This window comes from Paraburkholderia sp., assembly GCF_028283785.1.
Taxonomy (GTDB): domain Bacteria; phylum Pseudomonadota; class Gammaproteobacteria; order Burkholderiales; family Burkholderiaceae; genus Paraburkholderia.
In genome coordinates, this window is record NZ_JAPWKB010000020.1 from 58,429 (window position 1) to 80,767 (window position 22,339).

Here is a 22,339-nt window from a genome sequence, read left to right on the forward strand (position 1 = left end):
CAGTCGTGCAACGGCCACGCCGGTGAAGCCATTGCGCGGACAATCCCGATTGTCTGCGCAGTGGCTTTTTGATACATAGGCGCATGGCCGCGCCGCATCCTCATTCCCGTTACCCGTTGCAACCTTCGCCCGAACCGCCTGCGGTGTCGGCAGCGATGGCGTTCGCGCATCGGCGCTACTGGCGCTTCAATATCGCGTTGATCGTCGCGTTGATGGCGATCGGCTTCGTCGTGTCGTTCGTGGTGCCGTTGATCGCGCCTTCGCTGGCGAGCGCGCGCTTCGCCGGTTTCGGCCTGCCGTTCTATCTCGGCGCGCAGGGCGCGATCCTGATCTACGTCGCGCTGATCGTCGTGTATATCGTCGCGATGCAGCGCGCGGATCGTACGCTGCAACGCGCGTTCGATGCCGACGCGGCTTCCGCATCCGCCGCAACATCGGGCGTGAACGGCGAAATCAACGGCCAGTCGAACGACAGCGCCGACAGCGCCGATCCCGACGCGCGGATTTCGCGCCGATGAAGCTCACCCATCGGCTGATCCGTTCCTACGCGCTGTATACGCTCGGCTTTCTGCTGTTTATCTACGTGATGTGGCGCATCGAGCGCGTCAGCGGGCCGGGCGTGTGGATCGGTTACGTGTTCCTGTTCGTGCCGATTGCCGTGTACGCGGTGATCGGTCTGCTGTCGCGCACGTCCGATCTGGTCGAATACTACGTCGCGGGGCGGCGCGTGCCGTCCGCGTTCAACGGCATGGCGACCGCGGCGGACTGGTTATCCGCCGCGTCGTTCATCGGCCTAGCGGGATCGATCTACGCAACCGGCTACGACGGCCTCGCGTATCTGATGGGCTGGACGGGCGGCTACTGTCTGGTCGCCTTCCTGCTCGCGCCGTACGTGCGCAAACTCGCGCGCTACACGATTCCGGATTTTCTCGGCACGCGCTTTTCGAGCAACGCGGTGCGCGGACTCGCGGCGCTGTCCGCGATTCTCTGCTCGTTCGTGTATCTGGTCGCGCAGATTCAGGGCGTCGGGCTGATCGCGACGCGGTTTATCGGCGTCGATTTCGCGGTCGGGATTTTTTGCGGACTGGCGGGGATTCTGGTCTGCTCGTTTCTCGGCGGCATGCGTGCGGTCACGTGGACGCAGGTCGCGCAGTACATCATCCTGATCGCAGCGATCCTGATTCCGGTCTCGATGATCGCGCACAAGGACGGCCTCGGCTGGGTGCCGCAACTCAACTACGGGCGGCTGATGGCGCGTGTCGAGTCGCTCGAACGCGACGTCCGCGATTCGCCCGCCGAACAGCAGGTACGCGACGCCTACCGGCAGGAAGCGGTACGGATGCAGGCCCGGATCGATGCGTTGCCGCAGTCGTTCGTGGCGGAGAAAGCGCGTCTGACGAAGGAAGTCGCGGATATGCGCCGCCATAACGGGCCATTGCGCGAGATCAAGCAGCGCGAGCGCGCGCTCGACGTGTTTCCGCGCGACGCGGCGGCGGCGCGGATCGTGTGGACGCGTCAGCGTGACGAATGGCTGGCGCGCGCCGCGCCGCCCGTGCCGATGGCCGAGCCGTTTCCCGCGACACGCGGCGCGGCGACCTCGGGCACGTCGGCCGCATCCGATGCGCTGGCCGATCAGGACCGCCAGACTCGCGAGCGGAATTTTCTGTCGCTGCTGCTGTGTCTGTCGCTGGGGACGGCGAGCTTGCCGCACATCCTGACGCGCTACAACACCACGACCTCGGTGGCGTCGGCGCGTCGCTCGGTCGGATGGACGCTGTTTTTCGTCGCGCTGTTTTATCTGACGGTGCCGGTGCTCGCCGTGCTGATCAAGTTCGAATTGCTGACGCATCTGGTCGGACATCCGGTCGGCGAATTTCCACAGTGGCTGACGCAATGGTTGCGGGTCGAGCCGAGTCTGATCAGTGTCGTGGACACGAATCACGACGGCCTCGTGCAGTGGAGCGAAATCCGCATGCAGCCGGATATGGTCGTGCTGGCCGCGCCGGAAATCGCGGGGCTGCCGTACGTGATGTCGGGATTGATCGCGGCGGGCGCGCTGGCCGCTGCGCTGTCCACCGCCGATGGTTTGCTGCTGACCATCGCCAACGCGTTGTCGCACGACGTGTACTACCACATGGTCGATCCGACGGCATCGAGTCAGCGTCGCGTGACCATTTCGAAGATTCTGCTGCTGGGCGTGGCGCTGTTCGCGTCGTACGTGGCGTCGCTGAACACGGGCAACATCCTGTTTCTGGTCGGCGCGGCGTTTTCGCTGGCGGCGTCGAGCCTGTTTCCAGTGCTGGTGCTCGGCGTGTTCTGGAAGCGCACGACGCGGCTCGGCGCGGTCGCGGGCATGGTCGCGGGGCTGGTCGTCTGCGTGTACTACATCGTATCGACGTATCCGTTTTTCACGCAACTGACGGGGTTCGCGGGGCCGCGCTGGTTCGGCATCGAGCCGATCAGTTCCGGCGTGTTCGGCGTGCCGGCGGGTTTCGTCGTCGCGATCGCGGTGAGTCTGTTCGATCGCAAACCGGATGCGTACACGCTTGCGCTGGTCGATTACATCCGTCATCCGTGATGCCTGCCACGATGCCATCCGTGACGCGAAGCAGCCGTCAGGTGAGCGCCAGTTCGACGATGCAAACCAGCACGACGACCAGTAAAACCGATGCGAGCGCGAGATCGAACGGGTAGTTCATGTGACGATCACCCTGATTGACTGACGAGGTGCATTCAAGGTACCGCGCGTGCGCGACGACGACTGTTCGGTGGTGAACGAAGTGCGAATTTCGTTTGCCGCGAACGTCGGCGAATGTCTGGGAATGTGAAATCTACAACGCGTGGCCGATGTGTCGCGTAACGGGCGATTCAAGCGTGCGTTTGCTTTCGCGACGTTCGATGTGCGAGGCTTGCCGCGCGCTTTCAGATGCCTGCGATCGAGCCGACAACATGAGCCGAATGAACCTGGCTGGTAAGTTGACGAGTGGGCGGCACGAAAGAAAAAAGCCCCGCATTTGCGGGGCTTTTCACGGGCTGCCGTACGCGGGACGCGCTCAGTGGCAGCGCTTCTCCCAGTGGCCGTGGACGTGCACCTTGTGGCACACGGGATGATGATGGTCGTGATCGTCTGCGAAAGCGGGAGCGCCCGCGCTCAGTGCGATGATGGCGGCGGCAACGGAGAGGATGAGTTTTTTCATGTCGTGGATCGGGTTGGTTGAGGGCAATCGGAGTTCAGCAGGTTTTGTTCCTGGCGGGGAGGGCGCACCTACGTCATCACCGACGCACAAACAAAAACAGGCCGCATAGAGCGGCCTGCTTTCATTGAAACTGTGGCGGAGAGACGGGGATTCGAACCCCGGATAGGTTATTAACCTATACACGCTTTCCAGGCGTGCGACTTAAACCGCTCATCCATCTCTCCGGCGGGACGCGCATTATAACAAACTCTGGGCGCTTCGCACATCTATTGACGACGTGCGTTCTAAACGGCCGGAATCGCGCGCACAAAACAAGCAAAGCAACGCATTCGACACCCACACAAACGCGTCGATCGACGCCGGTCTCAACGCGTTATCTGATCGCGCGATCGCGCGCCCGTGCGATCAACCGTGCGCGGGCGCTGCCGTCGCGACGGGCGCAACGGGTGCAGCTGGCGGCGTCACTTTCGGCGACGTGCCGTTCATCCGGTTCACCGCTTCGCTCAACGCTTGCGCCGCCGCTTGCGCTTGCGTGGATGTCGGCGCGGCGGCCTTCGATGCCTGCGAGCCGGTCGCTTGCGCAACCGGTTTCGCGGCCGGTGTTTGCGCCTGCACGCCAACCGCTGCGCCCGGCGTCGCGCCCGACACTGCGCCTGTCGTCGACGTAGCCGCTTGCGTCGTCGACGCCGCTTTCGGCGTTGCGCCGTGCATCTGGCTGACCGCCTCCGGCAATGCATCGCCGACCGGCTTCGAGTCGTCCATCGACGCCCGGCCGCCATCGCGGAAGAACGCCATTTCCGCCGCCTTGTTCAGCACCAGAATACTGATCCGCCGATTGGTCGGCTCGTCGCTGACATTGCTGTTCAGCGGCAGCACGTCGGACAGACCGCGCACCTGCAACAGCTTGTCTTCACGCATGCCGCCCGTGACCAGCGCGCGACGTGCCGCGTTCGCACGCTCGGACGACAACTCCCAGTTCGAATAGCCGGCCGGACCGCCCGTGTAGGGCACCGCGTCCGTGTGACCGGCGATCGAGATGCGATTGTCCACGTCGTTCAGCGCCGCGCCGATCTGCGTCAGGATGGTCACCGCGTACGCTTCGAGCGCGGAACTGCCGGATGCGAACATCGGCCGCTTCTTCGAATCGACGATCTCGATACGCAAACCTTCGTTCGTGATCGAAATCCGGATCTGATCCTTGAACGCGCGCAATGCCGGCGTGTTCTCGATCAGCGCGGTCAGCTTCGCCTTCAGTTGCTGAAGCCGCGCCATATCGTTTTGCACCATCGGCACCGGTTCGCTGACGCGCGGCGACGGTTCCATCTGCGAGCGTTTGCCATCGCCCGGACGCGAATCGGACAAGTCGCGTCCGCCGCCCTGGATGATGTTCGGTCGTGCGGCCGAGGTGCCTTCCGGCCCGCCGAACAGACTCGACAGCGGCGTGTTGAAGTAATCCTCGATGCCTTGCTTGTCGAACTTCGACGTCGATCCAAGCAGCCACATCAACAGGAAAAACGCCATCATCGCCGTCATGAAGTCGGCATAGGCGATCTTCCACGCACCGCCGTGATGGGCGTGCTCGCCGTGACCTTTCTTGTTTCGGCGCAAGACGATGGTCTCGATCTTCGGCGTTTCGCCTTCTTTCTGCCTGCCAGCCATGAACGTGATTCCGTGAGAGTAGCGTTGACGAAGCGACCCGCGTTACGCGGCCTTCGGCGTCTTGGTGGCGCGCACGGCGTCGTCCAGTTCCTTGAAGCTCGGACGATCTGCGGTGAACAGCATCTTGCGACCGAACTCGACGGCGATCGGCGGCGCGTAGCCGTTCAGCGACGCCAGCAGCACCGCCTTCACGCACTGGTACGGCTTGGCTTCCTGTGCGCCTTTCGCGTTCAGCAGATCTGCGACCGGACCCATGAAACCGTACGCGAGCAAAATCCCGAGGAACGTGCCGACCAGCGCGCCCGCGATCATTTCACCCAGCACCGCCGGCGGCGCGCCGACCGATGCCATCGTGTGAACCACGCCCATCACGGCCGCAACGATGCCGAATGCGGGCAAGCCGTCGGCCATCTTCTGGATCGCGTTCGCGGCGATCCCCGATTCCGCGTGGTGGGTGGCGAGCTCCTCGTCCATCAGATCCTGCATCTCGATCACGTTGATATTGCCGCTCGACATCATCCGCAGATAGTCGACCAGGAACTCGAGCAGGTGATGATCGTGCAGCACGTGCGAATACTTCTGGAACAGCGCGCTCGACTCCGGATCTTCGACGTCCGCTTCGAGCGCCATCATCCCTTCCTTGCGCGCTTTCTGGAGCAGCTCATAAAGCAGCGCGATCAGTTCGATGTACTTGTCTTTCGAATACGCAGCGCCCTTGAACATCGTCGGCAGGGCCTTTACGGTTTTCTTCAGCGTGCTGACCGGATTGCTGACGACGAATGCGCCCAGAGCCGCGCCGAAAATACACAGCAACTCGAACGGCTGCATCAGCGCGGCCAGATGGCCCCCTTCGGCGACGAAGCTGCCGATCACCGAGCCGATCACGACTACCCAACCAATCACTACGAACATGTCTTTCTCTCCATTCCCTGCGGGGAGCCGCCCTGATGCGTCAATATGTCGGACGGCATACGCGTCGGGGATCCTATTGCATCGCTTCTTTCCGCAGCGATCGGCATGCGTTGCCGGTCCTGCGAGAAAAAGCACTTTTTACTGATCCCTGACACGCTTGCGCGCCCAGTTCCGTGTCTATGTGCTATCGGCATGTTTACGCTTTGCTGAAGTGTCAAAATTACCGATCCCGTCGGCGATCCCCTTGTTTAACGTTTGCGCGTTCTGCTAAATGTCGAACAGATGTCGGCGACGGCGGCCGGGAACATCCGTTGCAACGTTTTGGGGTGCCATTCCGTCAAACCATCACGAACCATTTGCACAGGAGATTTTTATGCGCGCGCATTCGACTCCCGATCCGACCACGCCCGAAAAAAATCCGCCGGCGGAGCTTCCGGACACCGCTCCGCCGTATGAAGAGCCGGAAAATCCGGTGCCGCCGGTCAGGGACCCCGAACCGCATCCGGGGATAGGCGCGGTGGGCGAACCGTCGTCGGTCAGCGCGCTGGGTTCGATCGGCGCCGATGTCGATGATGGCGATACGCCGGACTGACGCATTTCAGAAGGCAACGGCACCTACACGGGCAACAGCGCGCAGCGCTCGCGTCGAGACGCTGCGTGACGCGATGAAATTCGCGGTAAGGAAGTGCGCCTGACGTCGTCACGACAGCCGGGCAGGAGGGTTCCGCCGTGGACGATCTGTACCGTCGGCGCGAGCAGATGATCGACCGGCAAATCGTCGCGCGCGGGATCACCGATACCCGCGTGATCGACGCGATGCGCCGCGTGCCGCGCGAGCGTTTCGTCGCGCGTTCGTTGCTGCCGTTCGCCTACGACGACACCCCGTTGCCGATCGAAGCCGGGCAAACCGTATCGCAGCCGTATATGGTCGCGTGGATGTTGCAATCGGCGTCGCTGGCGGCGTCGGATCGCGTGCTGGAGATCGGCACGGGGTCCGGTTATGCCGCGGCGGTGATGGCGTCGCTCGTCGCGCAGGTTGACACGATCGAGCGGCATCGCGAACTCGCGGAGCGTGCGCGTGAGCGGCTCGCCGATCTGGGTTGCGGCAACGTGATCGTGCATATCGGCGACGGCACGCTCGGGCTGCCGTCGGCCGCGCCGTTCGACGCGATCATCTCGACAGCCTGCGGTCCCGATGTGCCGACTGCGTGGCGCGCGCAACTCGCGCGCGGCGGTCGTATCGTGATGCCGGTCGGCGATACCGACCGGATGCAACGGCTGATTCGCGTGATGTACGGCGAAGGCGGCGAAGAACAGCGACGCGATCTCGGCGGCGTGCGATTCGTGCCGCTGATCGGTGAAGAGGGCTGGCCCGACGCGTCGCAAACCGACGTGGAAGACGGGCTGCGTTCGCACTTCGGAAGCGATTTCCTGCGACGCCATTTCAGGCGCAATTGATGGTCCGCCAGCCGCATTCGATCCGCGCTTACCGGTCCGCGCGCCACCGATGTACGAAATGCAACGGGCTTGTCCTTTCTACCGTTCGGCCGAACGGTTCGCGCGGCGGTGTATCAGCGTTCCTGCGAATTGCACCATTGCACAGCCCACGTGTGCGCGAACGCGACCGCATCGTCTTTCGACGAGAACACCGCGAGATCTCCGGATTGATGCGTCTTGCCGGGACGGTCGTCTTTTACCGCATGCGGCGTGACCGTGGCACGCGCGAAATACTCGCCGTCGGCGGCGCGCGGGGTGCAATTGATGTGGAAGGTCTTGTAGCGAAACTGCATGGCGAACCTCCGGAACCGGTGTTCACTGCGATGGCGAAGCTTGCGCAGTTATACCAGGCGAGGCGCGCTTTTGATGTAAGGGTAAACGGAGCGCCCGCCGCCTGCCGCACCCGGGGGCGCGGCAGGCGGCGGGCAGCCAACGTGCAGCCGAAGCGGATCGCACGCATCGTCGTGGCAGGCAGCCACGGTCGCGACCCGCCTCACCGTAAAGCGAAGCCGGTCGTTGCGATCAGTTGCTGTTGTTGCCCGGCGTTGCCTGGGTCGGATTGCCCATCGTATCGGTCGTGTGCGTGTTGCTGTTCACGCCGGCCTTCGAGCCTTTCTTCATCGCCGTGCCCTTGTGAGCCTTCGAGTTCGGCGAGCCGGCGCTCATCCCGCTGTCGGAATTCGTCGCGCCCGGTGTGCCGTACCCGCTGGTCGTGTCGTTCATATGATTCATCGCGGGCTTCGCGCCCGTGCCGACGCTCGACGGACCGCCTCCGGCACCGCCGCCAGCCTGAGCAAATGCGCCGCCCGACAGCGCCAGCGCGGCGACTGCTGCGAGAATCTTGTGGGTTGTCTTGTTCATGATCCGTCCTCCTTGGGTTGACAGGAATTCAGGCCGATTGAAATCGCCTGGACGACTATTCCTGCGCAATCACCGTGCCGCGCAATCAACCGCGACCGCCGCGCGCGATCTCGTCGCCCGCACGATGCGGCAGACGCAAGGTGACCGGAATCGATGCGAACGAGCACAAGCCGACCACCAGAAACGCGGGCCAGAAATCGGACCAGGTAATCGCCGCGTGACCGTGCAGCGCACGCGAAATCTGCAATACGATCCCGCCGATCGTCACGCCGAGTCCGAGCGACATCTGCTGAACCACGCTGCCGAGACTGGTCGCGCGGCCGATGTCGCGGCTTTCGATTTCCGCATACGTCAGCGAATTGAGGCTGGTGAACTGCAACGCGGGAAAGAAGCCGCCCAACAGCACCACGGTCCAGATCACCCACGTCGGCGTGCCGGGAAAGAACAGCCCGCACGCGGCGATCGCGATGCCGGACAGCGCCGCGTTGACGGTCAGCACGCGGCGAAAGCCGAAGCGCCGCAGCATCCGCGACGCCATCGTCCGCATAAACATTCCGCCGAACGCCGACGCGCACGTGATCAGCCCGGACTCGAACGCGGTGCGTCCCAGGCCCTCCTGCAACACCAGCGGCAACAGAAACGGCACCGCGCCGAGGCCGATGCGAAACAGCGAGCCGCCGAGCACGCTGGCCTGAAACGTCGGGATGCGGAAGAAGCGTAGATCGAGCAGCGGCAACGTGACCCGTTGCGCGTACAACCAGTACGCGCCGAGCAGGATCGCACCGCTCGCGATCATCGTGAACGCGGTGCGTTCCGACATCAGCGTGTCGCCGACCATCGACAGCCCGAGCAGCAGCAACGACGCGCCGCCCGCCGACAGCACGAAGCCGATCCAGTCGAGCGGGCCGGGATGCGGTTCGCGCGTATTGGCGATCAGTGTCTGTTGGTCAGATAGATGCCGAGGATGCCGACCGGCACGTTGATAAAGAAGATCAGCCGCCAGTGCAGATAGGTCGTGATGAACCCGCCGAGCAGCGGTCCGGCTGCCGGGCCGAGCATGGCCGGCACGCTCAGATAGTTCATCGCGCGGATAAATTCGGACTTCGGCACGACGCGGAAAATGATGATCCGTCCGACCGGCACCATCATCGCGCCGCCGACGCCTTGCAGAAAGCGCGCGGCCGTAAAAGGCACGAGTGAACTGGACGCCGCGCAGAGCAGCGAACCGGTGACGAAGATGCCGATCGCGGTGCGAAACACGGTTCGCGCGCCGAAGCGGTCCGCCAGCCAGCCGCAAACGGGGATGAACACACCGAGCCCGAGCACGTAGCTCGTCACGGCGATTTTCAGCGAGACAGGGTCCTGTCCGAAGTCGCGTGCCATCGAGGGCAGCGCGGTCACGATGACGTTGGCGTCCACCGCTTCCATGAACATCGCGCAGGCGACGATCAGCGGGGCAATCAATGCTTTATTTGATATCGACATCGAAGCAGCAGTCCGGAGAGCGGCGGCAGAGTCGCGATTATGGCATTGGGGACCGAAGCGATGTCGTGGGGTTTGCACGTGTCGCGCGAACCGCCGCGCGACACGTGCTCGCGTTCGCGCGACGCATCACGGCCGCGCGACGGCTGAGCAATCAGGCGAGGCCGCCGTTTGCACGGAGCACCTGGCCGTTGACCCAGCCCGCATCCGCGCCCGCAAGGAACGACACCACCGACGCGATATCGTCCGGCTGGCCGAGCCGTTGCAGCGGCGGCATTTTCGCGAAGGTCTGGACCTGCTCGTCGGTCTTGCCGTCAAGGAACAGCGACGTCGCAATCGGGCCGGGCGCGACCGCGTTCACGGTGATGTTGCGGCCGCGCAATTCCTTCGCGAACACATGCGTGAACGATTCGACCGCCGCCTTCGTCGCGTTGTAGATCGCGTAGCCGGGCATGTTCAGCGCCAGCGTCGTGCTGGAGAAGTTGACGATCCGGCCGCCGTCGTTCATCCGGTCGGCGGCTTCGCGCAGCGTGTTGAAGGTGCCGCGCACGTTGATCGCGAAGGTGCGGTCGAACAGCGCGTCGCTGGTGTCGGCGAGCGGCACCGTCTTCAGGATGCCCGCGTTGTTGACGAGCACATCGACCTTGCCGAGTTCCTGTTCGGCGACGTCGAACATCCGGCGCACGGCGTCGGCGCTGGCGACGTCGGCCTGTACGGCAATGGCGCGGCCGCCGTTTGCGTTCAGTTGTGCGACCAGCGCGTCGGCTTCGGCCGGGCTGGACGCGTAATTGACGACGACCGCGAAGCCGTCGGCGGCGAGGCGTTGCGCGATGGCGGCGCCGATCCCGCGCGACGCGCCGGTGACGATGGCGACGCGTGCACGGTCGGATTGGGCTGCGTGAGGCGTGGTGTTCATGGCGAGTGTCCTGTGCGTGATGGCTGTGGCTGCCGGAGGGCTAACGGGTGACGTTGAACTGTCGTAGTGCGTGAGAAGTATGATGAACCGATTCGCCGCATTGATAATCACGTGCGAATGGGTATCATCGTTCCATCTGCTTTAACAATCACCGGCCAATTACCCCATCAACCCCGGAAACGCCAGTCATGGATCGCTTCGAGGAAATGCGCGTGTTTATCCGGATCGCGGAGCGCCGGAGCTTCACCCAGGCCGCCGACGATCTCCAGATTCCGCGCGCGACCGTCACCAATCTGCTCAAACGCCTCGAACAGCGGCTCGGCACGCGGCTGCTCGAACGCACCACGCGCACGGTGCGGTTGACGCAGGACGGCGACGCCTATTACCGGCGCTGCGTGCGTCTGGTCGCGGACATGGAGGAGGCCGAAGGCGCGTTTCGCGATACCGCGCCGAAAGGGCTGCTGCGCGTGAATCTGCAAGGCACGCTCGCGCGGCATTTCGTGGTGCCCGCGTTGCCCGGATTTCTCGGACGTTTTCCGGAAATCGAACTGCATATGGGCGAGGACGACCGGCTGGTCGATCTGGTGCGGGAGGGGATCGATTGCGTGTTGCGCGCGGGGAGTTTGCAGGATTCGTCGATGGTCGGGCGGCGCGTGGCGACGCTGGCGCAAGTCACGATCGCGAGTCCGGCGTATCTGGCGAAATACGGCGAGCCGTCGGACCCGTCGGAGTTGGCCGCGATGTCGGTGCATCGCGCGGTCAACTATATGTCGAGCGCGACCGGCAAGGCGGTGCCGCTCGAATTCACCATCGACGACCGGGTGAGCGCGTTGCACCTGCCGTCGGCGGTGTCGGTGACGGGCGCGGATCTGTATGCGGGCGCGGCGATCGCCGGTCTGGGAATGGTGCAGGTGCCGCGTTACCGCGTCGCGAACGAACTCGCCAGCGGTCAGTTGAAAGTGATCCTCGCCGATTTCCCGCCGCCGCCGATGCCGGTTTCGGTGCTGTATCCGCAGAGCCGCCAGCTGTCGTCGCGAGTGCGGGTGTTCGCGCAATGGCTGCGCGAGATCTTCGAAACGGCGGGCTGAACGTCACGCTGCCCGCCGTGCATTTCGACGCGTCCGTCGATTGCGCAGCGTCACGCTTCGACGGGATTCAGACCGTCGCCGCGTCGTTCGTCGGGAACAGCGCGCGGCGCGTTTCGTCGTCGAATTCGACTTTCAGCGTCAACGTGTCTTTCAGCGCGTGCGCACGCGCAGCAGCCGGACGCGCCGAGATTTCATCGACCAGTCGTTTGACGTTCGGATAGGCGCTCAATCCTGCTTCGCCGAGGATGTAGCCCGCGAAATTCGCCCAGCCCCACAACGCGATATCGGCGATCGAATACTCGTCGCCGGCCAGATACCTCGACGTGGCGAGCCGCGCATCCAGCACGCGATAGTGACGTTCGACCTCCTTCAGATAGCGGTTGCGCGCATACGGAAGCGGTGTCGGCGCGTGGTGCAGAAAGTGCACGGCCTGACCGGAAAACGGCGACAGGCCGGTCGCGACGAACATCAGCCACGACAACGCCTGTGCGCGTTCGGCGGCGTCGTCGGGCAACAAGCGGCCGTGCTTCAGCGCCAGATGCAGCAGGATCGCGTGGGAGTCGAATACCGTCACGCCGTCATCGACGATCGCGGGCACTTTCGCATTCGGATTGATCGACAGAAACCCGGGACGATGCTGCTCGCCCTTGAACGTATCGACCGCGACGAGCTTGAACGGCGTGTGCAGTTCTTCGAGCATCAACGCGACTTTCATCGGGTTCGGCGACGGGTGAAAATAAAAGCTCAGCATGGCAATTCCTTGAAGTAGGGACGAGGCGGGTCACGACCGTGACGCGGCAGGCCGCGCGGTCGAACGGACAGACGGCGCTCGCCTCGGGGCACGCCGTCCGGTATCGGTAATGGGAAAAGAAAGCTGGCCGGTGCGGCGCCGCGCGATCTATCGGCCGGGCGTCGTCGGGTCAGACGCCGGGGATGTCAGCGGCGTCACGCCGCCGCCGAGTCGCGCGCGATCGTGCGGCGCGTCGAAGTCCTGCACGGGGCCGAGCGGCACGATGCCGGTCGGGTTCACGCTGCGATGACTGGCGTAGTAATGACGCTTGATATGCTCGAAATTCACGGTCGCGGCGATGCCGGGCAACTGGTAGATATCACGCGTATATGCGGCCAGATTCGGGTAATCCGAAATGCGCCGCAGATTGCATTTGAAGTGACCGAAATAGACCGCGTCGAAGCGGATCAGCGTCGTGAACAGACGGATATCCGCTTCGGTCAATCGCGCGCCGGTCAGAAAGCGCTGCGTGGCGAGCGTCGCGTCGAGCCAGTCGAGCGTGTCGAACAGCGGCACGACCGCTTCCTCGTACGCCTGTTGCGTGGTGGCGAATCCGGCGCGATAGACGCCGTTGTTCAGCGTGTCGTACACACGCGCATTGATCGCGTCGATCTGGTCGCGTAGCGCCGCCGGATAGAAATCGCCGGGCGTGGCGCCGAGCGGATCGAACGCCGAATTCAGCATCCGGATGATCTCCGACGACTCGTTGTTGACGATCGTATTGCGCTGTTTGTCCCACAGCACCGGCACGGTGACGCGGCCTGTATAGCGCGGGTCGGCGGCGGTATAGACGTCACGCATGAATTGCGCGCCGTTGACCGGGTCGGGCACCACGCCCGCGCCGTCCGCGAAGGTCCAGCCGTCTTCGAGCATCAGCCAGTGCACCACCGACACGTCGATCATCGCGTCCAGCCCCTTCAGCGCGCGGACGATCAGGCTGCGATGCGCCCACGGACACGCGAGGCTCACGTACAGGTGATAGCGCCCCGGCTCGGCCCGGAAGCCGCCTTCGCCGCTTGGGCCGGCTGCGCCGTCGGCGGTGATCCAGCTACGAAACGACGCGTCTTTGCGCACGAACCGGCCACCCGTGGATGTCGTGTCGTACCAGCGATCCTGCCATTTTCCATCCACTAACAAGCCCATGACGATGCTCCGTTGACGATGCGTGACGACACTTTACTGTGCCGGATTCGACGAATGTGCGGCAAGCGACTGCGTCGGCGTATTGATGAAGCGCACGATCGCGTCGATTGTCTGACCGGGCGCTTCTTCCATCAGCCAATGCCCCGAGCCTTCGACGATCACGCCATCGACATGGGTATCCACTTGACGCGCCTGATTGATCAGGAAGTTGCCCGACGCCTTTTCACCGGCGAGCACCAGCATCGGCATGGTCAGCGGCGTCTTCGCGAATCCCGCGAAATCCTGTGCATCTTGCGGGAACGCGTGGAAGTACTCGAAACCCGCTTTCATCCGCCCCGGTTGTGCGTACGCGGCCGCATACCGGCGACGGTTCGCTTCGGACACCGAGTGCTTCGGATCGGCGGCGAAATCGTTCCAGAAGTGCTCGAAGTAGATTCGTTCGCGTCCTTGCACCAGCGCGAGCGGCGTCGTGCCGTAGAAATTGAAGTGCCACTTGTCACGCAGCAACCAGACCTGCTGCCAGTCGCCGACGCCCGGCAGAAACGCATCCATCAGCGTGATGGTTTCGACTTCGTCCGGATACTGCGCGGCGTACGCATACGCGACCATCAGGCCGATATCGTGTCCGACGATCTTCACCTTGCGATAACCGAGTTGCTTGACCAGCGCGTGGATGTCCTGCGCCATGGTCTTCTTGTCGTAGCCGTCGGCTGGGATGCCCGAGGTGCCCGCGCCGCGCAGGTCCGGCGCGATCACGACGCGGCAGTCGTCGAGGCGGCCGATCAGCGGCAACCACATATGGCTGGTTTCCGCGTAACCGTGCAGCAGGATCACCGGCGTCTGGTCGCCCTGACCGGCTTGCAGATAATGAAGCCGCACGCCGTTCGCGTCGACGGTGTGTTCGTGAATCGCGGGCGCGGCCGGTGCCGCATTGGCATTTGCATGCAATGCGCCGGCCAGCACCAGCGCCGTGCCGAGGATTCGTCCAAGCTGTCCAATGCGGTCAATCAGGTTCATGACACTCTCCGATACGTTTGACATGAACGCATGTTGAGCTTTCGGATGCGGTTTGCCGTACCATCATTCCGACGAACTCGTTCGAAGGAGTTGCACATGTTGTCGGAAGACGAACTGGGCTTGCTGGAGGCGATCCGCGACAGCGGCAGCCTGTCGCGCGCGGCGGCGCGGCTCGGTAAAGCGCCGTCCACGGTGTCGCACGCGGCGCGGCAACTGGAAACGCGGTTCGACGCGCTGCTGTTCGATCGCCGCCGCTACCGGCTGCAACTGACGCCCGCCGGTCAGTTGCTCGCCGACGAAGCCGCGCGCCTGATGCAGGACGTCGCGCGGATGACGCAACGCGTCCGGCAAATTGCGAGCGGCTGGGAAGACCGTCTGTGGATCGTCACCGACGAGATCCTCGAATTCGACACGCTGATGCCGGTCGTGCGCGCGTTCGACGGCTTGCAGTCGGGCGTCAAGCTGCGCATCACCACCGAAGTGCTGGGCGGCACGTGGGAAGCGCTGCGCGACGGCCGCGCGGACCTGATCGTCGGCGCGACCAACGAGCCGCCCGCGATTCCCGGACTGCGCTGGTTCGAACTCGGCGTGATGGAGTGGGCGTTCGCGGTGTCGCCGCGTCATCCGCTGGCGGCCGAAAAAGGCCCGTTGCGACGCGAGCGGATCGCCGCGCATCGCGCGGTGGTGGTCGCCGATTCCGCCCGTACCACGGCCGCGCGTGCTTACGGGCTGGTAGGCGGACAGCCGTCGCTCGCGGTGCCGGGCATGCGCGCCAAAATCGCCGCGCAGCGCGAAGGGCTGGGCGTCGGATGGGTGCCGCGTCATCGGGTGGCGTCGTTGCTCAAGCGCGGCGAGCTGGTCGAAAAGCCCACCGCCGATCCGCGCGAGCCGAACGTGCTGTACGTCGGCTGGCGCGGCGATCAGGAAGGCCGCGCATTGCAATGGTGGCTCGATCAGCTGCGTCAGCCGCGCCTCGCCAAACGGCTCGTGCAGGGCCTCGACCTGTTCGCCTGACCGCGTCGCGAACCCAGGCGCACGGCAGGCGCACAGCCGGCCCGCCGCCGAATCGTGGGATCATGGCGCGTTCGACGCGAGGCGCTTTGCCGCGCGGAATCTGCAATAAAGACGAAGGAGTGCGGAGATGATCGATGGGCTCGTAAGCGGGCGGTTGTACGGCGAGGCGCAAATCCGCACCGGACAGAACGGCACGCGTTTCGTGAAGTGCAAGGTACGGGCGACCGCCGGTGACGGCGACACGCTGTTCGTCAACGTGATCGCGTTCGACGACACCGTGCAGGCGGCGTTGCTCGAACTGTCGGACGCGGACTCGGTGGCGCTGACCGGCGCGCTGACGCCGAAGGTCTGGACCGACCGCAACGGCCTCGTCAAACCCGCGCTCGATATGGTCGCGCACGGCTTGCTGACGTCGTACGAATTGCGCCGCAAGCGCAATACGTTGAGCGGCAATCCGCCCAACGACCCGCTGCCCGGCGAGGACGTGGACGACGGCGGTTGATCGTGCCGGACGGTACGCGATCGTGCCGTGCAGACTGTATAAACATACAGTATAGTGTCCGCCTGAAATCCTTCGGCGACGCCGGTGTGCAACCGGCACCACGCATCGCCGTCCGCGCGCCGCACCCGGTCGCGCGAACGGCGAGCCGGCGCCGCTCCGGCGGGCACGCCACGTGCCGCTAGCGAGACTTGACCCACTCATTCAGACGGTCGGACAAATTGGCATCCAACGGTAAAAACGGCAAACACGGCTCCTCCCACGACATGCGCGCGACCGGCGCCGACGGCGCGAACGCGCCCGAAGCAACGCCCGACACGCCGCACAGCAAGACGGGCGGCACGATCCGGATTCGCGGCGCGCGTCAGCACAATCTGAAGAACGTCGATCTCGACCTGCATACCGGTCAGATGACGGTCGTCACGGGGCCGTCCGGTTCCGGCAAGTCGAGCCTCGTATTCGACACGCTGTACGCCGAAGGGCAGCGGCGCTATGTCGAAACCTTCAGCGCGTACGCGCGGCAGTTTCTCGACCGGATGGACCGTCCGCAAGTGGACCGGGTCGACGGCGTGCCGCCTGCCATCGCGATCGACCAGACCAATCCGGTGCGCAGTTCGCGCTCCACGGTCGGCACGATGACCGAGTTGAACGACCATCTGAAGCTGCTTTACGCGCGCGCGGCCGAACTGTTCGACAAAAAGACCGCGCAACCGGTCCGTCACGACTCGCCCGAAACGATTTACGCCGACCTGCTCGCGCGCACCGAAGCCGACGATCCTCGCATCGCGATCACGTTCCCGGTCGAACTCCCCGACACCGCCACCGACGACGAAGTCGCGCAATGGCTGTCCGCGAGCGGCTATACGCGCGTCCAGGCGCAGCGCGCTGTGCAGACGCCCACCGGGCCGCGCAAGCTGCTCGACGTGGTCGCCGACCGTTTCCGTCTGCGTCAGGTCGACAAAGCCCGCGTGCTCGAAGCGATCGAAGCGTCGCTGAAGCGCGGCGGCGGCCGGGTCGATGTGTACGTGTTGCCGCCCGCGCAGGAAGGCGCGGCGTCACCGGACGCGCCGCAGATCTGGCGCTTTTCCACCGGGCTGCACAATCCCGACAGCGACCTGCGCTACGCCGATCCTCAACCCGCGCTGTTCTCGTTCAATTCGGCCTACGGCGCGTGCGAAACCTGCCGCGGCTTCGGTCGGGTGATCGGCGTGGATCTGGGGCTGGTGATCCCCGACGCGCGCAAAACGCTGCGCGGCGGCGCGATCAAGACGCTGCAAACACCCGCGTGGAAAGAGGCGCAAGACGACCTGCTGCGTTACGCGGCGAAGGCCGGCGTGCGCGCGGGGGTGCCGTGGTCCGAGTTGACGCAGAAAGAGCGCGACTGGGTGATCGAAGGATCGCCGGACTGGAACGGCAAGTGGGAAACGCACTGGTACGGCGTGAAGCGCTTTTTCGGCTATCTGGAGTCGAAGGCGTACAAGATGCATATTCGCGTGCTGCTGTCGAAATATCGCAGCTACACGCCGTGCGAAACCTGCGGCGGCGCGCGTCTGAAGACGGAATCGCTGCTGTGGCGTCTGGGCAGCAAGCCGAACGCCGACGCCGTGCTGCCGGCCGCGAAGCGTTTCATGCCGCGCGGCGTCGACTGGCAGCAGCCGCAACTCGAAGCGTTGCCCGGTCTGACCGTGCACGATCTGATGCTGCTGCCGATCGAGCGCATCCGCCGGTTTTTCGACGACATCACGTTGCCGTCCGCATTGCTCGACGACGCGCTGAAACTGCTGCTCGCCGAAGTGCGAACGCGCCTCAAATATCTGTGCGACGTCGGGCTCGGCTATCTGACGCTGGACCGCCAGAGCCGCACGCTGTCGGGCGGCGAAGTGCAACGGATCAACCTGACCACCGCGCTCGGCACGTCGCTGACCAAGACGCTGTTCGTGCTCGACGAGCCGAGCATCGGCCTGCATCCGCGCGACCTGAACCGGATCGTCGAAGCGATGCACCGGCTGCGCGACGCGGGTAATACGCTGGTCGTGGTCGAGCACGATCCGTCGGTGATGCTGGCGGCGGACCGGCTGATCGACATGGGCCCCGGCCCCGGCGAGCGCGGCGGCACGATCATCTACGACGGCGAGCCGAACGCGATCCGTTCGTCCGGCACGCTGACCGGCGAATACCTCGGCGGCCGCCGTCATGTCGCGGACGCCGCGCACTGGACGTCGCGTCCGGTCACGCCCGACACGCCGCGCATCACGCTCGAAGGCGCAAGCCAGCACAACCTGCAGGACGTCACCGTCGAGATTCCGCTCGGGCATCTGGTGGTGGTCACGGGTGTGTCCGGCTCCGGCAAATCCACGCTGATCCAGGACGTGCTGTATCCGGCCATGGCGCGCCAGCTCGGCGTCGCGACGGAATCGCCGGGCGCGTTCCGCAGCCTGAGCGGCGCGGAGCAGATCGACGAAGTGGTGTTCGTCGATCAGTCGCCGATCGGCAAGACCGCGCGCTCGAATCCGGCCAGCTACGTCGGTGCGTTCGACGAAATCCGCAAGCTGTTCGCGAAGGCGCCGCTTGCGCTGCAACGCAGCTATACGGCGGGCATGTTCAGCTTCAATTCGGGCGACGGCCGGTGTCCGACCTGCGGCGGCTCGGGCTTCGAACATATCGAAATGCAGTTTCTGAGCGACGTCTATCTCCGGTGTCCGGATTGCGACGGCCGTCGTTATCGCGCGGAACTGCTGGAGGTGAAGATCGAGCGCGGGGCGCCGTCGCGTGCATTGAGCATCGCCGACGTGCTGGAACTGACGGTCAGCGAAGCGGCGGCGTATTTTTCCGCTGACGCCGAAGTGCTGCGCGTGCTGCAACCTATCGTCGATGTCGGTCTGGAATACGTGAAGCTCGGTCAACCGGTGCCGACCTTGTCGGGCGGTGAAGCGCAGCGTCTGAAACTCGCGGGTTTCCTCGCCGAAGCCGCGCAGACGCGTAGCGCGCGCGGCGCGAAGAAAGTGCCGCAGCGCCTGTTCATGTTCGACGAACCGACCACCGGTCTGCATTTCGACGACATCGCGAAGCTGATGCAGGCGTTCGGCAAGCTGCTCGCGAGCGGCCACTCGCTGATCGTGATCGAGCATAACCTCGACGTGATCCGCGCGGCGGACTGGCTTATCGATCTCGGCCCCGAAGGCGGCGACGGCGGCGGGCGCGTGCTGTGCGCGGGCACGCCCGACGACGTCAAGCTGTGTCCCGGATCGCATACCGGCGAAGCGCTGGTGCATTACGACCGGGCGATGGGCGTGCCGCTGGATACCCCGGAAGCGCGCGACGCCGGCTCGCACGGGATGCCGTTGCAGACCGCGCTGAGCGCGGCGCGGGCGCGGCGCGCGATCGAAGGCGAAGACGTGGTGCGGATCGTCAACGCGCGCGAACACAACCTGAAAGCGCTCGACGTCGATATTCCGCACGGCAAGTTCAACGTGATTACCGGCGTGTCCGGGATCGGGCAAGTCCACGCTCGCGTTCGACATCCTGTTCCACGAAGGGCAGCGTCGCTATCTGGAATCGCTGAACGCGTATGCGCGCTCCATCGTGCAACCGGCCGGCCGTCCGGAAGTGGACGCCGTCTACGGGATTCCGCCCACGGTCGCGATCGAGCAGCGTCTGTCGCGCGGCGGCCGCAAGAGCACGGTGGCGACCACGTCGGAAGTCTGGCATTTCCTGCGGCTGCTGTACGTGAAGCTCGGCTTGCAGCACTGCATTCACGACGGCACGCCGGTCACCGCGCAGAGCGTCGAATCGATCGCGGCGCAGTTGCTGCGCGATCACAAGGGTGAACACGTCGGGCTGCTCGCGCCGCTGGTCGTCAACCGCAAGGGCGTCTATACCGACCTCGCGAAGTGGGCGAAGGCGCGCGGCAATACGCATTTGCGCGTGGACGGCGAGTTCGTGCCGGTGGACCCGTGGCCGAAGCTCGACCGCTTCCGCGAACACACGATCGAACTCCCGGTCGCGGATCTCGTCGTGTCGGCGGACAACGAGGCCGCACTGCGCGCCGCGCTCGACGCGACGCTCGAAGTCGGCAAGGGCGTGATGCATCTGCTGTCGCCGCTCGACGGTTTGCAGGACAAGCTGCACAGCGGTAAAAGCACGCTCGGTCTCGGCACGCTGAAGGTGCTGTCCACCCGGCGCGCATGTCCGGTGTGCGGCACGAGCTACCCGGAACTCGATCCGCGGATGTTCTCGTACAACAGCAAGCACGGCTGGTGCACCACCTGCGTCGGCACGGGCCTCGCGTTGACGCGCGAACAGCGCGCCGCCTACGACGACACCGTGACCGTCGACGACAATCGCGGCCGCGAGCAGAGCTTGCCGTCGGAGGAAGTGGAACCGGAAGGTCTCGCCGACGAACCGTGTCCGGATTGTCAAGGCACGCGTCTGAACGACATCGCGCGTGCGGTCACGTTCGACGCGCAGGCCATCGTCGATGTCGCGCGATGGACCGTCAGCGACACGCGCAAATGGATCGACGCGCTGGCGCTGACGGGCCGTGAAGCGGATATCGCGCGTGACGTGGTCAGCGAGATCGGCAGCCGTTTGCAGTTTCTCGAAGAAGTCGGGCTCGGTTATCTGAGTCTGGATCGGGCCGCGCCGAGCCTGTCGGGCGGCGAGGCGCAGCGCATCCGTCTGGCCGCGCAGCTGGGCAGCAATCTGCAAGGCGTCTGCTATGTGCTCGACGAGCCGACCATCGGCCTGCATCCGCGCGACAACCAGATCCTGCTGAACGCGTTGAAAAAGCTCGGCGATAAAGGCAATACGCTGGTCGTCGTCGAACACGACGAAGACACCATTCGTCGCGCGGACCACATCATCGATATCGGGCCGGGCGCGGGCAAGCGCGGCGGCACGCTGGTCGCGCAGGGCGACGTCGCGGCGCTGTCCGCGCAACCGGATTCGCTGACCGGGCAGTTCCTCGCGCGTCCGATCGTCCATCCGTTGCAGCCGCGCCGGCCGGTTGCGGCGGCGTCGAAGAAATCGGCGGCGGTGCCGGAACAGTGGCTGACCGTGCACGGCGCAAACCTGCACAATCTGCGCGATGTCACCGTGGGTGTGCCGCTGTCGCGGCTGGTGGTGGTCACGGGTGTCAGCGGCTCGGGCAAGTCCACGTTGGCGCGTGATGTGCTGATGACCAATCTGCTGGATGCGGTGGGGCGTTCGGTGCTGTCGTCACCGGCCACGCGGCGTGCGCGCAAGGCCGCATCGGACGACACCGCGCCCGCCGCGAACCGTCGCAGCAGCGTGCTCGCGCGCAGTGCGCCGCGCGCGCAACTGAATGTCACGCATCAGTGGCAAGGTTGCGAATCGGTGACGGGTTGGGAAACCATTGACCGCGTGCTCGAAGTCGATCAGACGCCGATCGGCAAGACGCCGCGCTCGTGTCCGGCCACGTATATCGGCGTGTGGGACGCGATCCGCAAGCTGTTCGCGGGCACGCTCGAAGCACGTGCGCGCGGCTACAGCGCGTCGCGGTTCTCGTTCAATACCGGCGACGGACGATGCCCGGCCTGCGAAGGGCAGGGCGTCAGAACGATCGGCATGAGCTTCCTGCCCGACGTGAAGGTCGGTTGCGACGTCTGTCACGGCCAGCGCTTCAATCCGGAAACGCTCGCGGTGACGTGGCGCGGCAAGAATATCGGCGACGTGCTGACGATGGAAATCGACGAAGCGGTCGAATTCTTCGCGCCGATCACGAATATCGCGCATCCGTTGCAACTGATGAAAGACGTCGGGCTGGGCTATCTGACGCTCGGTCAGCCGTCGCCGACGCTGTCGGGCGGCGAGGCGCAACGGATCAAGCTCGTCACCGAGTTGAGCAAGGTTCGCGACGACATCACGCGACGCGGCCAGAAGCCGCCGCATACGCTGTACGTGCTCGACGAGCCGACGGTCGGATTGCACATGGCCGACGTCGCGCGCCTGATCAAGGTGCTGCATCGTCTGGCCGACGGCGGCCACAGTGTGGTGGTGATCGAACACGATCTCGACGTGATCGCCGAAGCCGACTGGATCATCGATCTCGGTCCGGAAGGCGGCGTGGGTGGCGGCCGGATCGTCGCCGCGACCGACCCGGAAGGGCTGGTCAAGGTGAAGGCGAGCCACACGGGTGTGGCGTTGATGCCGGTGCTGGCGCGTGTCGCGAGCGAGGACGCGGCGTCGGCTGCGGCGTCGGCGGTCACGGCTGCGATCGAAAAGGGTGACGGCACGCACGGCTAG

The 22,339-nt window shown here is 64.8% G+C and carries 15 protein-coding genes, 1 tRNA gene and 3 pseudogenes; 8 read left to right on the plus strand and 11 right to left on the minus strand.

Annotation, left to right across the window (positions count from 1 at the left end):
* The first annotated feature begins 83 nt into the window (after positions 1-83).
* Together PW947_RS29460 and PW947_RS29465 are read left to right on the plus strand one after the other, a co-directional pair.
* A complete protein-coding gene (locus PW947_RS29460) occupies positions 84-518 on the plus strand; it encodes a DUF4212 domain-containing protein (protein ID WP_299636178.1) in 435 nt (144 codons plus the stop codon).
* Positions 515-2,578 (plus strand): sodium:solute symporter family protein, encoded by a 2,064-nt coding sequence (locus PW947_RS29465; RefSeq protein ID WP_299636180.1) that lies wholly within the window; start codon positions 515-517, stop codon positions 2,576-2,578. Before PW947_RS29460 ends, PW947_RS29465 begins: the two co-directional genes overlap by 4 nt.
* Positions 2,579-3,053: 475 nt before the next feature.
* Here the strand turns inward: PW947_RS29465 and PW947_RS29470 are convergent, their stop codons facing one another.
* The 4 genes and pseudogenes from PW947_RS29470 to motA form a co-directional block, all read right to left on the minus strand.
* The gene (locus tag PW947_RS29470) at positions 3,054-3,197 is read right to left on the minus strand and encodes a hypothetical protein (RefSeq protein WP_299636182.1); all 144 of its coding nucleotides are present in this window, start codon (positions 3,195-3,197) and stop codon (positions 3,054-3,056) included.
* A gap of 133 nt (positions 3,198-3,330) precedes the next feature.
* Positions 3,331-3,421: transfer RNA gene (locus tag PW947_RS29475), tRNA-Ser, on the minus strand.
* Positions 3,422-3,896: 475 nt separating this feature from the next.
* Positions 3,897-4,856: pseudogene (gene motB / locus PW947_RS29480) on the minus strand (flagellar motor protein MotB); the annotation flags it as partial.
* A 42-nt stretch (positions 4,857-4,898) separates the two neighbouring features.
* On the minus strand, positions 4,899-5,768 hold the full coding sequence (gene motA / locus PW947_RS29485; protein WP_299636183.1) for a flagellar motor stator protein MotA: 870 nt from the start codon (positions 5,766-5,768) through the stop codon (positions 4,899-4,901).
* A 373-nt stretch (positions 5,769-6,141) separates the two neighbouring features.
* Between motA and PW947_RS29490 the strand changes: the two genes are divergently transcribed.
* Together PW947_RS29490 and PW947_RS29495 are read left to right on the plus strand one after the other, a co-directional pair.
* Positions 6,142-6,360, plus strand: a complete 219-nt coding sequence (locus PW947_RS29490) for a hypothetical protein (protein ID WP_299636185.1) — start codon at positions 6,142-6,144, stop codon at positions 6,358-6,360.
* 137 nt (positions 6,361-6,497) lie between these two features.
* Entirely contained in the window at positions 6,498-7,226 is a 729-nt protein-coding gene (locus PW947_RS29495; RefSeq protein ID WP_299636187.1) for a protein-L-isoaspartate(D-aspartate) O-methyltransferase, read from the plus strand.
* 113 nt (positions 7,227-7,339) lie between these two features.
* Here PW947_RS29495 and PW947_RS29500 read toward each other — a convergent pair whose 3' ends face one another.
* The 4 genes and pseudogenes from PW947_RS29500 to PW947_RS29515 all read right to left on the minus strand — a co-directional run bounded on the left by PW947_RS29500 (position 7,340) and on the right by PW947_RS29515 (position 10,524).
* Positions 7,340-7,558 (minus strand): hypothetical protein, encoded by a 219-nt coding sequence (locus tag PW947_RS29500; protein ID WP_299636189.1) that lies wholly within the window; start codon positions 7,556-7,558, stop codon positions 7,340-7,342.
* Between the two features lie 229 nt (positions 7,559-7,787).
* On the minus strand, positions 7,788-8,126 hold the full coding sequence (locus PW947_RS29505; RefSeq protein ID WP_299636190.1) for a hypothetical protein: 339 nt from the start codon (positions 8,124-8,126) through the stop codon (positions 7,788-7,790).
* 85 nt (positions 8,127-8,211) lie between these two features.
* A pseudogene (locus tag PW947_RS29510) lies at positions 8,212-9,611 on the minus strand (MFS transporter).
* A gap of 151 nt (positions 9,612-9,762) precedes the next feature.
* Positions 9,763-10,524, minus strand: a complete 762-nt coding sequence (locus tag PW947_RS29515; protein WP_299636192.1) for an SDR family oxidoreductase — start codon at positions 10,522-10,524, stop codon at positions 9,763-9,765.
* Between the two features lie 188 nt (positions 10,525-10,712).
* On the opposite strand from PW947_RS29515, the gene PW947_RS29520 reads away from it, so the two are divergent.
* Positions 10,713-11,612: a LysR family transcriptional regulator gene (locus PW947_RS29520; RefSeq protein ID WP_299636193.1), complete on the plus strand. Its 900-nt coding sequence runs from the start codon at positions 10,713-10,715 to the stop codon at positions 11,610-11,612.
* 67 nt (positions 11,613-11,679) lie between these two features.
* Here the strand turns inward: PW947_RS29520 and PW947_RS29525 are convergent, their stop codons facing one another.
* The 3 genes from PW947_RS29525 to PW947_RS29535 form a co-directional block, all read right to left on the minus strand.
* The gene (locus PW947_RS29525) at positions 11,680-12,363 is read right to left on the minus strand and encodes a glutathione binding-like protein (RefSeq protein ID WP_299636195.1); all 684 of its coding nucleotides are present in this window, start codon (positions 12,361-12,363) and stop codon (positions 11,680-11,682) included.
* A 147-nt stretch (positions 12,364-12,510) separates the two neighbouring features.
* Entirely contained in the window at positions 12,511-13,545 is a 1,035-nt protein-coding gene (locus tag PW947_RS29530; protein ID WP_299636197.1) for a glutathione S-transferase family protein, read from the minus strand.
* A 33-nt stretch (positions 13,546-13,578) separates the two neighbouring features.
* Complete coding sequence (locus PW947_RS29535) at positions 13,579-14,562, minus strand: alpha/beta hydrolase (protein WP_299636199.1); 984 nt, start codon at positions 14,560-14,562, stop codon at positions 13,579-13,581.
* A 96-nt stretch (positions 14,563-14,658) separates the two neighbouring features.
* Here PW947_RS29535 and PW947_RS29540 point away from each other — a divergent pair, with 96 nt between their 5' ends.
* From PW947_RS29540 to uvrA, 3 genes and pseudogenes are all read left to right on the plus strand, one after another.
* Positions 14,659-15,576: a LysR family transcriptional regulator gene (locus PW947_RS29540; RefSeq protein WP_299636200.1), complete on the plus strand. Its 918-nt coding sequence runs from the start codon at positions 14,659-14,661 to the stop codon at positions 15,574-15,576.
* 127 nt (positions 15,577-15,703) lie between these two features.
* Positions 15,704-16,078 carry a single-stranded DNA-binding protein gene (locus PW947_RS29545; protein ID WP_299636202.1) on the plus strand — a complete coding sequence of 125 codons (375 nt, stop codon included), beginning with the start codon at positions 15,704-15,706 and terminating at the stop codon, positions 16,076-16,078.
* Positions 16,079-16,266: 188 nt separating this feature from the next.
* Positions 16,267-22,339 (plus strand): annotated as a pseudogene (uvrA, locus tag PW947_RS29550) (excinuclease ABC subunit UvrA).